This is a genomic window from Acetobacterium bakii (genome assembly GCF_001263355.1).
GTDB lineage: Bacteria > Bacillota > Clostridia > Eubacteriales > Eubacteriaceae > Acetobacterium > Acetobacterium bakii.
Genome location: NZ_LGYO01000022.1, coordinates 148,092 through 161,390, shown reverse-complemented (window position 1 = coordinate 161,390; position 13,299 = coordinate 148,092). Strand labels below are relative to the sequence as shown.

Here is a 13,299-nt window from a genome sequence, read left to right as displayed (position 1 = left end):
AAAAAGAAAGCAGCTAAAATTCAGAGCTGTGACTTTGTCTGCAAAAAAAACCTCAAAATATTTCATTTGAAATATTTTGAGGTTTTTTGCTTTGTTCCCGGTTAACGATCCATATCCCGACACTGACACACATAAGCGCTATGATGGTCCGCAGACTCAGAAACTGTTCGCCGAGAAAAAATCCAGACAAAACAACCCCGAATACCGGGATCATAAAGCCATAGATTGCCACGACGCCCACCGGATTATACTTAAGCAGCACCGTCCAGATTGTGAAGGCCAAGGCCGACAGAACTGCCAGATAAACCAGCAATAAAATTCCCGATGTCGTAACCTGGGTAATCTCGCCGCCCATGATCCGGCCGACGATGATCAGCGCCACCCCGCCGATCATCAGTTGATAAGCGGTTAATGCCATGGAGTCGCTTTTTTTTGTGAAAATACGGGTCAGTACAACACCCATTGCCGAGGCGATACAGGCTAAAAAAAGAAAACCGTCACCGGTTAACGAAAAACTGCTGTCTATTTGGCCGCCGTTAAGCTGGATCAGGATCACGCCGGCCATTCCCAAAACACAGCCGAAGACTTTTGCCCGGGTTATCTTTTCGTTTTTTAAGATGATATGCGCAAAGAGAATGACTAAAAAGGTCGAAGACGCATTGATGATTGAACCCTTCACACCGGTTATGTTGGCCAGACCGATATAAAAAAAGATGTACTGAATGGCCGTCTGTACCAGTCCCAGGCTTACCATTCCTCTCAGCTCACCGGTTCCCGGGACAATCCATTTTCGGTAGAAAATACACGCCATGATCAGCGTCAGAACCCCGGCCATGGTAAAACGATAACCGGCAAAGAGAATCTGCGCACCGGCTGTCTGGATATCAAAAAGACTGTAGCCTATTTTCACACTGGGAAAAGCACTGCCCCACAGAAGGCAGCAGAATGTCGCCAATGCAAATACAACACCTTTATTCTGCAATTTATTAATGATTTGATTTCCTCCTTCAGATTAGGATTAATTGGTAATAATAAACTCCCTAAACCTAACCGCAAATTGCTTTGTTGGATTATTTGTTATTTTGAAACCTCACTCGGTTGTTTATTGGCCGCTACGGCAAATCGTTTAATGTGTTCGATTATTTCCCGGTAGGTGGTTGCCATCAGATCAGGTCTTAGTTCATACAATTTAATACCGTATCTTAGATTTACAAAGCCATTGACCTCCACTTCGTCCTCGGAGATAAAATTATAATCAGCTTCGTAAACTAATTTGCAGTCAATTAAGGCATCGAATTTACTGACCAATGAGGTTAGCAGCATATTGGCGATCTGGTCCTGATGGTTTACCACATAAAAATCAACATAAGTTTCCTGACAATGTTCGTCTCGTTCGCTTTCGATAAGAAATCCCTGACAGGAGTTCATGGTAAACAGGACGTTAACCGAATTGACCGCATCGGCCAGTTCCTTAATGCCCTTATCAATGGCACCGGGGTCCTGTAAAAATTTCTTTTTATCCTCAAAGGTAAAACGGGTGACAGGATTTTTATCAATCCCTAAAAATGAATAGTCCATATTAAAAGCCAACTTTCTTTTATCAATATTTTGCAGCATTTATGATATCATGATGTCCTATTCGCTGGTTTCTAAAAAACCGGAATAGTCTGTGCTTATTATTTTATCATATTACGGATTTAATTTAAATTATTTATGTGTCGTGATAGAATTAAATAGAAATATCAATCTTTGAATAATAATACGAGGAGGCAACATGTCAAAACAGAAAGAAGTTAAAACCAATGCCATGCGCATTTTGGATAAATTGAAAATCGACTACCAGCATCAAACCTATGAAAGTGATGCGTTTATTGACGGTCTGCAGACCGCCGACAAGTTAGATCTACCCTATGAATTAGTGTATAAAACATTGGTGACGGTGGGAAAAAGCGACGATTATTTTGTGTTTGTGATTCCCATTGCGGAAGAATTGGATATGAAGAAAGCGGCCCGATCGGTTGATGAAAAGTCAATTGCCATGATTCATGTGAAAGATTTAAACAAAATTACCGGATATGTTCGGGGCGGCTGTACTGCCATCGGCATGAAAAAGCAGTATCAAACAATTATCAGCGACACCGCCAAAGGCTTGGCTGAAATCTATGTAAGCGGCGGAAAAATCGGTTCCCAATTAAAACTCCGCCCGGATGATCTGTGCCACGCTGTCCATGCCGTGTACGGGGATATCATCATGAAATAAAACAGTCCGCCGATACATGATGCCTCAAGATCGGCGGACTGTTTAAAACTCTATTTCGGTGATTCCCATAAAATTCATTCGCCTGAATCAGAAAAGATCGTCTCTTCCCGGAGTGAAAAACTCCAGAAATTCCTGATCCTCTTCACTGACCATAAAGCCATGGGTGGCCCCGGCGGGAATAAAAATCGATTCTCCCGGTTTTACATGGGTAATGACCCCGTCAATGCTCACCTCCGCGGATCCGCTGATCATATAATCGATCTGAGCCTGGGGATGGGCATGCATTGGAGGCATGGTCCCGGCTTTCACAACCATCCTGACCAGGCAGCATGCGCTTTCCCCCACCAGCACCGCTCGTTTCACCGTTGCGGGCAGTTTCGTTTGTGCCTCTTCCATAATCGACGCCTCTAACTTTCTTTTAAATGATACAAGGTTCGCAGCTCTTCCGGAGTGATATTTTTCTTCTCATCACCGGTAAATTCATGGGCAACCACGCCCCGATCCATCATGATCAGTCGATTGCCATAGGCAATGGCATCCTCAAGGTGATGGGTAATCATCAAAGCGGTGAGCTGATCTTTTTTTACAACTCTTTGGGTAAAAGCCATGACGTCTTCTGCTGTCTTCGGGTCCAGCGCCGCGGTGTGCTCATCGAGCAGAATCAGTTCCGGAGGCTTGATGGTGCACATAATCAGGGCGACCACCTGACATTGTCCCCCGGATAAGTTTTTAATCTTACTGTCCAGCTTATCCTCAAGACCCATGTCGGCTTCCGCCAGCTTCTCCCGAAAAATCGCCTTTAACGGCTTGGTCAGGGCCCAATTTAAGTTCTTCCGGTTTTGCCGGCCATAGGCCAGAGCCAGATTTTCCGCAACGGTTAGATTCGGTGCGGTGCCCCGCATAGGACTTTGGAAAACACGGCCGATAAATTGGGATCGTTTGTGTTCCGGCATAAAGGTAATGTCTTTTTCATCCAAATAGATATAGCCGTCATTGGGCAAAACAGCGCCACTGATAAGATTGAAAAGGGTGGATTTCCCGGCGCCGTTATTTCCTAAAATTGTCACAAATTCCCCGTCTTCAACGGTCAGGTTCAAACCGTTTAAGATATGATTGTCCGCGCCATTTTCTACTGTGAATTTCTTCTGCAAATTGATGATTCTAAGCATGTCGGTTCCTCTTTTTCAACTGATAGTTTTCTTTATAATACTTAACGGCCGGCAGCGCCAGCGCAATGGTAACGATAATGGCTGATAACAGCTTCATTGCATAGGCCGGGAAGATCCGGGTACTGATTGCCAGGGCCAGAATAAAACGGTAGATGATGGATCCCAGCAGGCAGCTGATCATCCCCGCTAAAATCGTCCGTCTGCGGATAAACGCTTCGCCGATAATAACCGCGGCCAAACCGACAACCAGCATCCCAACACCGGAATTCATGTCGGCATAACCCTGATCACAGGCGATGAGACCGCCACATAAGCCAATTAAAGCATTACTGATCATCAGTCCCAAAATCTTGTAGAGATCCACACTCATGGACGAGGACCGGGCCATCATTTCATTGTCACCGATGGCACGAATGCAAAGTCCGCAGTTGGTTTTGAAAAAAAGCACCAGGGTTAACATGGCAATAATCACAAATATTAACGATACAAAAATTTTAGCGATGGCAAAATCCATGGGCAATAAGTCGCCCAGGATATCATAAATAGTGGTGACCCCTAGCAGCGTCACATTGGATGAACCCTGCATCACCGTCAGATTAATGGTGTATAGCCCTGTCATGGTGAGAATCCCGGATAGAATCGCCGGAATCAGCAGCTTGGTTTGGAGCAGCGCCGTCACGAGCCCGGCCGCCGCTCCTGCCAGCAGCGAGAAGAAAATCCCCAAAATGGGATGACCGGCCACGGCACTTGCCGACATTACAGCCATTCCAAACACAAAACTTCCTTCGGCAGTTAAATCAGGAATATTCAATACTCTGAAACTGATGTAGATCCCCATTGCAATGAGCGTGTAAATCAATCCCAATTGAAGTGAACCAATAGCTAATGACATAATTTTATTTCTCCTTTAAAGGTTTCCCGGGGCCGACGGTTTTACTATTTTACTGTGGTTGCTGTTTTGCTGATTTCCGCTGGAATCACAATCCCGATGGCATCGGCGGTTGTTTGATTGATCACCGTATCGGTAGCTTCCACCGCGACGGCAGGAATTTCCGCTGGGTTTTTCCCGTTTAAGATTGCAATGGCCATGTCTGCTGAAGCAGCCCCAATGGCTTCATCGCCAATGGCAACGGTGGTCAGAGCGCCGCTGTTTACCATCACTGCGGAGCTTCCGTAGACAGGCTTTTTAGCCGCTTTGGCCGCCTCGGCAACCGTCGGCATGGCATTCTGAATCACACTGTCATTAGGAACAAAGATGGCATCCACTTCGCTCAGTAAACCTTCAACTGCCTGTTTTACTTCAGAAGAATTGGTCACCACGGCTTCTTTAATTTCATAGCCCTGGGCGGTCATGTATTCTTTTGCTTTATTAACGGTACTCACTGAATTGACCTCGCTGGTGTTGTAGATAATACCAAAGGTTTTGATGCCCGGTGTCATGGTTTTGGAAAGATCAATAATCTTTTCCACCGGAATGGGGTTGGATGTTCCGGTGGCGTTGTGATCAGGTTTTTCCATGGTGGTCAGGATACCGGCCTTAACCGGATCAGATACGGCGATGAAAACCTGAGGTGTTTCCGACTTCATGTTCACAAATGCCTGAGATGCTGGGGTGGCTACCGTTGCCACTAAATCATAGCTGCCGTCAGCCATTTCCTGGGCAATGGTATTCATTGTCGAGGCATCTCCCTGGCCATTTTTGACCACAATTTCCATTTCATCCTCGGAATAGCCCTGATCCCTAAGCTGCTGGATAAAGCCATCTCTCATGGCATCAAACGCGCCATTCTCGATCATTTGAATCACACCGACCTTTAATTTCTTTCCTTCGGTGTCCCCACTGGTTCCCGATGATGCACAGGCGGCCAATGACACCGTCATTGCCAGGGTTAACACAACCGCTGTAATTCTTTTGAATAAATTCTTTTTCATTTCTGTTTCTCCTTATTTTTATTTATAGTTTCCAATTCCTGAAATGCCGCTTTGAGCATATCCAGGGTAATGACATAGGGGTTGTGGCGAATATCCGCCATTTGAGTGATGGATTCCAGATAGGGTGCCATGGTTTCGGCATCCAGATCCAGCTCTTCTAGGGAATGTGGCAGTTTGGTGGCACAGTTAAAGGCATAGACTCGCTCGAATTCCTCCCGTTGGCCATCCACCAGCAGCAGAATCAGTATCCCATAGGCTACAATTTCGCCATGGAGATGTTTTTCTTCATCGAAGTCCGGCATTGAAGTAAGGGTATAGTAAATGGCGTGGGCCAAACCGCTGTTGTAGTCCGGGGAATGATCCAGGGTAACCAGAATGGATACCAGGGCCGTGGTCACAATAATGGTCTGAATCGCCTGTTCAAAATCCTCATTGAGGATTTTTTCCCGGTTTGCCTGTAATGCCCCGGCTCCGTGTCGGATGATCCCATCAGCACATTGACTGCTGATATTTACGCCCATGGTCAAGGCATGGTTCAGAGCTTCGCCCCGGGAAGAAATAGATGCTTCATAATATTTGGCATAGGTATCGCCCAAACCGGCCCAGAGGTATTTAACCGGGGCCTCCACCAGCACTTTGGTATGGATAAATGCGTGCTTGGGCGGTTCTTTCAAAAACTCCGGTCTGAGAAAACCGCCGTCGGTGCCATATAAAATCGAAACACTGGTACAGGCTGAACAGTTGGACGCAATGGTAGGGAATGAAAAAACCGGCTTTCCGGTTTGTTCGGCGACAAATTTCCCAGTATCCAGAACCCTGCCACCACCGATAGCGAAAATCATGTCCGTATCGGTTTCGGCTATTTCTTTTTTCAGTTTTTCGGCATTTTCATAGGTGCATTCGCCTCCATAATAAAGCGTCTTTGCAACCCTCAGACTGCTTTTCTCAATCGCCTCATCCAAATATTTCCTGGCCTGATGGTAACCGTGACTGCCGATAATCAGCACCACTTTTTGCCCGTATGGGGAGCAGACATCATTGATGGTGTCGTAACTTGATTCCCCAACTGTATAATTCGATAAATAAACACTGTATGTCATCCAACTTCTCCTTTCTCTTCCCTTGATTTTTAGGCAAATAAAAAACTCCTGTCCTATAATAGGACAGAAGTTAAAATTTCTGCGGTACCACCTAAATTGATGCAATTCAACCTCAAAAAAAGTTGATGCACATCCACTTTGAACGTACTATCATACGCTTTCCTGTGATAACGGACGGAACCCCCGTTGAACATTACTCAGCTTCCTCAGCCTTTCTTTTCACCCTCATGAATCCATTCACTATTGCGATTACTGTTGCATTCACACTCTCTGCAACTCACTGGCGCATCTTTCAAATAGCTACTACTTTCAATCAAAGGTTTGTTAGTACTAATTTATCAAATGATATCATAACCAGCCTGCATTTGTAAAGTCAAAACAACAATAATTGCAATAGCTGAAGCATTATCTTTGCATTCCTAAAAATCCGATCATCCTAGGTATCGCGAAATAGACTTTCTCACCCTGTCTATTCTCCCTCACCTTGTTTTAAACTTTACTTTCAATTTAGAACAAGGTTGCTTTTTAAGCTTTATTTTTTCTTGTTCTCACCCATGTTTTCACCATAGGGCATTTCAAAGGCTTCTGTCTGAGGGATTTGCAAATACTTATAAGCTAATTTAGCTGTTGCACCTATCAATTTCATGCAATGTACACGTCTATCTTTTCCGCTCCAATCCTCATACGGCGCCCCGACATCACGACAGGTTGTGCAACCATTTGCTTCTTTGAACTCGCTGATCAAGTTATTGTAACGACGGTAATATTTTTGAGCGATTTCCTTACCACGAACGTCGAGATCAATACTCCAGGGATCCTTGCGGCCATAAATGGCACTGTTTGCCATAACCGCAGCTGACAATGCCCCACAGGTATCTCCGTACATTCCGATGCCACCGCCGAAACCTGTACACATAGCCACTGTTTCCTTTGGAACATCCAGAACGCCGGCACGTATCAAGGCATCATATACGCTTTCCGCACAATTTAAACCATTCTTGAAATTTTCGACGGCATAGTCGTTCACTAATTGACTTTTATCATTTTCCTTATTCATTTTACAGCTCTTTCCAAAACTATTTTTCAAGCTTTTGTTTTTATTGTAAATCATTTTGCGATAAATAACATTAGTTATTGCATTAATTGCCTAAAAAAAGATCATACCAAACCAGGTAATCACATTATTGCCATTTAGAAATGACATGTTCTGTTTTTCACATATGTCTGTTACGCTTATTGTATGGCTTTCAACACAGGGATACATTTTATCCAAATGGCGGCAGGCCGCAGCTGGATATGTGCAGGTATCGCATATGGCACAGGATTCTGCGGTGAGGATCAGAATGTCTTTATTTCCACTAAAAACATTCTCCTTAATCTGGTTTACGATCTCAATATGTTCGCCTCTGGTTAAAAGCATTTCGTCCATATTAAGAATGTCTGTGACTTCCGATATGGTACTGAAAATAAAGGCATGATCGTAAGCAGTGCAGCGGGTTTTACACTCTTCCAGTGTTCCAACCCCAGGCGGACAGGACCATGATTTCCCGTATTGTGGACATTCACTTTTACAGATACTTCGCACTGCTGGATGAAAATTAAGTTCAGACGGATCAAAAAATGCGTATTCAAATATCGGATATTCCATAATTTTCTTTTCAATATTTTCTCTTGTCATTTACTTACCTCTTATAAATTTTCCTGAATAACCAAAAGACCGGCGCTCTTATCAGTTTCTATCTTGCATCCATTACCTAAAATTATTGGTGGCCGAGAAGGCCATCTTTAAAACCATATTCCACCGGATACGGTCTTACAACAGATTTTTCACTGTTTGGTTTTTCTTTATACGATTGCTACGCTTCATTGATTTTAAAAGCAACCATTGTAATATCATCAAACTGAGGCGCGCCATTAACGAAGCTGTCAATGTCTTTTTTTATAGTCGACAGCAGCTCATTCGGATTTAATTTGGTATTGCTATTAAGCACCGATAACAATCTTTCCTCGCCATACAATCCATTATTGGTATTCGTCGCCTCGGTCACACCATCGGTATAGAGATACAATTCATCCCCATTTGTCAGTTGCATTTCTACCTGCTGATACTTAATATCTTCCATTCCCCCCAGCACAAAACCGCTTGCCAATTTTAAATATTCAAAACAGCCCGCTGCTTTTTTCAGCAACGGCGGATTATGCCCGGCATTGACACAAATAAAATTACGCGTCGAAATTTCCAACACACCCATCCAGGCTGTAACAAACATGCCGACGTCATTATTTTCACAAAGCTGGGTATTCACTAAAGTAAACACTTCGACCGGGGTAAGACCAGCCTGGGTATGATTTTTAATCAACGTTTTAGCAACCACCATAAATAACGCCGCAGGAACACCTTTGCCCGACACATCCGCAATAACCACTGCCAAATGATCATTATCAATGGAAAAGAAGTCATAAAAATCACCGCCAACTTCTTTAGCCGGTTGCATGGTTGCAAAAATATCGATTTCGGCGATGTCCGTGAAGGCCGGAAAGATGCTTGGCAGCATGGATATTTGGATCTCCGTAGCCACGTTAAGTTCCGCTGAAATCCGTTGTTTTTCTTCACTATCCTTTTTCTGTTTATTCAAAAGCTCCCGAGTACGGTTAACCAAAGTAAAACAAATTGGCGATAGTGCCACTAAGGTAAATACCCGGGGCAAATAATAGAACTTCAGTGTTCTGGTCAAAATACTCCCGGTAATAACCCGTTCTTGGACACCATCCATTACCAGCATCATATTCGAGTCCCACAAACCAATATACAGTCCGGTAAAAATAGCAATGGTCATAAAAACAACACTCCCGGCCAAAGTCCATCCGGTAAATTTTTTCGAATAATAGTGGCAGGAAATCAATATGGGACAGATCCAGGCAAGCACCGTATGCAAAGTCATCATCGTCGAAAGGATAGTTATGCCCAGGATGGTACATGCCATAATGAGGTATTTCAGATACCACTTTTGGCCACCAATCGCTTTAATCAACAACGACGGTAACAGAAACAAAACAATACTGATCGGCATGGCTATGTTCATCAATATTTTTGAAATGATGAAAAAATTGATGGAATTTAAAATCCATACGATTCCAACAATTGCTGCAATAATGATTAAACATTTAGCCGCATATTGATTCGCCTTATCCTCATTCTCGATGAAGATTTGATTATTCATTGCAGCATCATTATTTGCCATCAGTAATTCAACCCCTATCTCAATTTTTACACCGTCAACCAAAATTCATTGAAAACCCATTCTAAATAAGATACCTTTTTCATAGCACTATTAATAAGTGTTCTAGCCCTTATCTTTTCAGTATTTTCACTTACCATCACTTATTTATTAAACTCATATAAATTTTTTATCCAAACAAAAAACCTGCTACATAGTAACAGGTTTGTAATAAACCCTTGTTGCATATCATACCAAGCATTTCACCCTAGTGCAACCCATTTTATACGGCAGATGCATTAATAACAAAAGCCCGGTACTTAATTTCTTTCCAGTTTGATACTTTAAATCCATGTTTCGCACTCTCATCAAAGTGTTTTTTCGTTACCTGTTTCACCATTTTGTTTCTCATCAATTTTTCTCCTCCATTAAATTTTCGCCACTGACATCCATTCGATACTTATATAAATACCTCGCTTTAGATAAGCCGAGTCCAAAGGGGACAGTTCTTTTGTGCTCTTTTTGTGCTCTTTTTGTGCTCTTTTTTCGTTCTAATTTCGTCGCAGCACGCCAAAGCTGAGGTCGGTTAACCATTCCTAGTTGTCTGCTCGACCTTTGATCTTACAGATTTTTATTATCTCATTACCCGACCTTCATCAGCATATTATCCATACTTTAACATAATTAATGACATTTGTCATAACCAATCAGGAGACCGAACACTTACAAAGTGACCTCCGTTAACGTTAAACAAACTCATAAATCAATTAAATCGCTGTTTGCCATTCTGATTCTCGGAGTCTGCTCACCGATGCGATCAACCAACATGAATTTCCAGATGATTCTCGACAACCTCAGTTTTGCGATGATTACCTGGCTGATGCTGATCAAGCAGCGCCGAGTGGAAGCCTAAATCAGCTTATGCCGGGCGCACCACAAAGAAAAGCCAGCAATAATGCTGGCTTTTCTGACCATTTCAAAAGAATATCTCCGTCTTGGTATGCTTTTGATAACGCGATACCTGATCAAGAGTGTTTCAATATTGGTAATTGTTTGACTACTTACAACTTGTTTTTGGAAATTTTCATGGAATTTTAAACTTTGTAGTATCATCAGGTGGGTTTTCAGTACCGGTTTTTGCGGTTTCCTTATCAATCTTTTTAGAGAATTTACCTAAATGATATTTGGCAAATTCTCTTCCGCCGAGACCAAATGCTAACGCAAAAGCAATTGATAAACCACCTATAATAAACAAGAAGGTGGTCGTTACAATTGTTGAGGCAAACTTCAATTGGTCCAATGTCATAAAAATAGCCAAAATATAAATAATATACTTCACTAATTCACCGGTTAAAGCACTCCCTGTTGTCTTTTTAATAAATGTTGAAAGCGCATTTCCACCAAAAACTCCAAAGCCAAGAATAATGATGGCGATAAGAACCGATGGCAGATAGGCGATAATGGCGATACCGATGGTGTTTAAAACTTGCAGCTGCAATGTATTGATTGCTTCTACGATAAAGAATGTCATCAATACAACCTTGACTATCGTTCCCACTATTTCAGATATTGTAATACTTGCTGTCCCCGACATATTTAGGTACTTCGAATATTTATTGACGCCAGAATTTTCCAATAATCCTTCTACTAAATTGCCGACGATTTTTGCAATGTATCCACCGACAACTAATATAATTACTGCGACGATGATAAAGGGTAGCGCCGCCAGGATCTGATTTAACACATTTACGATTGGCGTGGAAAGAGTAGAGATTCTTAATGTTTCCAAAGCTATTGTGACTATTGGAATCAATATAATCACAAAAACTGTGTTAGCAAGTACTTTTGCCAACGTGTTCTTTTGTTTTCTCAGCTCTTGCGGCGTGGTATCTGCATCGACCGTGTATTTGTTTACAAAGCGATCAATGTTAATTGCTTCCAGGACGGCTTGGACTAATTCTCTAACAAATTTTGCCACAAAATAGCCGATAACCAGGATGACAATAGCCGCAAACAAATTTGGCAAGAAAGCTAAAAAGCTATTGTACATGTTGATGATTGGATCAGCAATTTGACCCAGCCCAAGGCGTACTAAAATAGCTGGAACAAAGGACAACAGCACTAAGTAAAACAATATTTTGGCGATAGAATTGATTAGTCGGGTGCCATCCTCGGCCGTGGCCGCTACCTTCCATTTTACAAGTGTTACGTTAAATTTGATTGCGTGTAAGCCCTTGTTCACTAAAAATTTTACCAGCAACGCAACTAGTATCGCTATAATTAATAATACAATAGCACCTATTACACCTGGTAAAGCCGCATTAAAGGAATTCCATAAACTATTCGTAGTATTTTGAATTTGATCCATTTTTTCTTCCTTTCAATAATTGTGAATACCTAAAACCCCATTATTGCCAACAGCCATTAATCCATTCGGTGCCGGTAACCTTCCCAGCTACTTCCTTGATTCCACCTAGGGTTTTATCTTTAGCTTCATCAATTCTACCTTTTGGATCTGCCATAATTAAATCCTCCCTTAAATTTTATTTTTCATATTAGAGGTATACCCAAATTATTAGTGTTTATCATGCATATGCCCTTTTTTGTGGATTGGCGGTATGTTATAGCTGTGATTATTATAAATAATTCGAAATACTTATTATAACTTAATGATAATTGGGTAATTAATGACAAAGTTGCAAAATTTAGACTAAGCGATATTACAATAAATTTTTGTATTATTAAAAAGGAGAGAAAACATGAAAAATACTTTAAACACCGATTATTTTGAGAGCCTGTGGTTAAATGATCATCCCTTTAATGATCGGAATGCTGATTTTTGGAATCTCCGGGCTGAAGAATTCAATCAATCTGTTTCAAAAAATCACTCTGTTTCGAATCGAGAAAAAAAAGTTGCCTATTTTTTAGAAAAGGGCCTCATCGATAGCAAATCCAGGGCTCTGGATATTGGATGCGGTACCGGACAATTAGCCATTGCCCTTGCTAAGGTGGTTAAAGAAGTGGTAGCCATGGATTTTTCAGAAAAAATGTTAGACTTTGCCAAAGATAATGCCAGAATTGCCGGTGTGGATAACATCCGCTTCGTTCTTTCGGATTGGGAAAGCTTCGATCTAGAAGAACCCTTTGATTTAGTCATTGCCAGTATGTCACCTGCCATTAACGGCCCGGCTGATTTAGATAAAATGTTAAGTGCTTCCAAAGGCTCCTGCTATTTATCTTCTTTCGTTAAACGTTCGGGTGCATTCAAAGAAAAACTTTACCGTGTCACCGATCAAGTTTTTAAACCCCAATATAATATCATCAATTATATTTTCAATATCCTATGGACAAAAGGTTATTTCGCTGAGCTGTCCTATGAAATGGGAAACTATGAACGTTTACTGCCTCTGGAAAAAGCCCGGGAAATCTATCCCCTGGAATTGGACATCAGTGAATCACCTGAAAAAATTAAAACTTTATATGCGTTTTTAGACCAGGAAGAAAAAGATGGCTTCATTACGGAAATAATGAACCAAATAAGAGGTGAACTTATCTGGAAAGTTTCCAAATAATTAGCAGTCTACTCTCCTTCACGTGATTTGCAATTAACGATTATCCCT

Annotated in this window: 14 protein-coding genes and 1 other annotated feature; of the genes, 2 read left to right on the top strand and 12 right to left on the bottom strand. The window is 41.9% G+C overall.

Going from position 1 to position 13,299, the window contains the following annotated elements; genetic code table 11:
* Positions 1-52 precede the first annotated feature (52 nt).
* Both AKG39_RS09700 and AKG39_RS09695 read right to left on the bottom strand, forming a co-directional pair.
* Positions 53-955: a DMT family transporter gene (locus AKG39_RS09700; protein WP_242990244.1), complete on the bottom strand. Its 903-nt coding sequence runs from the start codon at positions 953-955 to the stop codon at positions 53-55.
* A 122-nt stretch (positions 956-1,077) separates the two neighbouring features.
* Complete coding sequence (locus AKG39_RS09695) at positions 1,078-1,617, bottom strand: hypothetical protein (protein ID WP_050740189.1); 540 nt, start codon at positions 1,615-1,617, stop codon at positions 1,078-1,080.
* Positions 1,618-1,774: 157 nt separating this feature from the next.
* Between AKG39_RS09695 and ybaK the strand changes: the two genes are divergently transcribed.
* On the top strand, positions 1,775-2,260 hold the full coding sequence (gene ybaK, locus AKG39_RS09690; RefSeq protein ID WP_050740188.1) for a Cys-tRNA(Pro) deacylase: 486 nt from the start codon (positions 1,775-1,777) through the stop codon (positions 2,258-2,260).
* An 87-nt stretch (positions 2,261-2,347) separates the two neighbouring features.
* Here the strand turns inward: ybaK and AKG39_RS09685 are convergent, their stop codons facing one another.
* The 10 genes from AKG39_RS09685 to AKG39_RS09635 all read right to left on the bottom strand — a co-directional run bounded on the left by AKG39_RS09685 (position 2,348) and on the right by AKG39_RS09635 (position 12,047).
* Complete coding sequence (locus tag AKG39_RS09685; protein ID WP_050740187.1) at positions 2,348-2,656, bottom strand: cupin domain-containing protein; 309 nt, start codon at positions 2,654-2,656, stop codon at positions 2,348-2,350.
* Between the two features lie 11 nt (positions 2,657-2,667).
* Positions 2,668-3,429 carry an ABC transporter ATP-binding protein gene (locus AKG39_RS09680; RefSeq protein ID WP_050740186.1) on the bottom strand — a complete coding sequence of 254 codons (762 nt, stop codon included), beginning with the start codon at positions 3,427-3,429 and terminating at the stop codon, positions 2,668-2,670.
* Positions 3,422-4,321 carry an ABC transporter permease gene (locus AKG39_RS09675; protein WP_050740185.1) on the bottom strand — a complete coding sequence of 300 codons (900 nt, stop codon included), beginning with the start codon at positions 4,319-4,321 and terminating at the stop codon, positions 3,422-3,424. Before AKG39_RS09675 ends, AKG39_RS09680 begins: the two co-directional genes overlap by 8 nt.
* A gap of 44 nt (positions 4,322-4,365) precedes the next feature.
* Positions 4,366-5,361, bottom strand: coding sequence for an ABC transporter substrate-binding protein (locus AKG39_RS09670; RefSeq protein ID WP_050740184.1), 996 nt, complete (start codon positions 5,359-5,361; stop codon positions 4,366-4,368).
* Positions 5,358-6,461, bottom strand: a complete 1,104-nt coding sequence (locus tag AKG39_RS09665) for an iron-containing alcohol dehydrogenase family protein (RefSeq protein ID WP_050740183.1) — start codon at positions 6,459-6,461, stop codon at positions 5,358-5,360. The genes AKG39_RS09670 and AKG39_RS09665 overlap by 4 nt, the downstream gene beginning before the upstream one ends.
* A gap of 56 nt (positions 6,462-6,517) precedes the next feature.
* Positions 6,518-6,787 (bottom strand) — a binding site (T-box leader).
* Between the two features lie 206 nt (positions 6,788-6,993).
* Positions 6,994-7,518: a C-GCAxxG-C-C family protein gene (locus AKG39_RS09660; protein WP_050740182.1), complete on the bottom strand. Its 525-nt coding sequence runs from the start codon at positions 7,516-7,518 to the stop codon at positions 6,994-6,996.
* A gap of 90 nt (positions 7,519-7,608) precedes the next feature.
* Entirely contained in the window at positions 7,609-8,139 is a 531-nt protein-coding gene (locus tag AKG39_RS09655) for a DUF2284 domain-containing protein (protein ID WP_050740181.1), read from the bottom strand.
* A gap of 178 nt (positions 8,140-8,317) precedes the next feature.
* The gene (locus AKG39_RS09650) at positions 8,318-9,703 is read right to left on the bottom strand and encodes a PP2C family protein-serine/threonine phosphatase (RefSeq protein WP_050740180.1); all 1,386 of its coding nucleotides are present in this window, start codon (positions 9,701-9,703) and stop codon (positions 8,318-8,320) included.
* Positions 9,704-9,962: 259 nt separating this feature from the next.
* Positions 9,963-10,091, bottom strand: a complete 129-nt coding sequence (locus AKG39_RS20695) for a hypothetical protein (protein WP_278277929.1) — start codon at positions 10,089-10,091, stop codon at positions 9,963-9,965.
* Between the two features lie 672 nt (positions 10,092-10,763).
* Entirely contained in the window at positions 10,764-12,047 is a 1,284-nt protein-coding gene (locus AKG39_RS09635) for a mechanosensitive ion channel (protein WP_050740177.1), read from the bottom strand.
* Between the two features lie 391 nt (positions 12,048-12,438).
* Here AKG39_RS09635 and AKG39_RS09630 point away from each other — a divergent pair, with 391 nt between their 5' ends.
* Positions 12,439-13,251 carry a class I SAM-dependent methyltransferase gene (locus AKG39_RS09630; protein ID WP_050740176.1) on the top strand — a complete coding sequence of 271 codons (813 nt, stop codon included), beginning with the start codon at positions 12,439-12,441 and terminating at the stop codon, positions 13,249-13,251.
* Positions 13,252-13,299 lie beyond the last annotated feature (48 nt).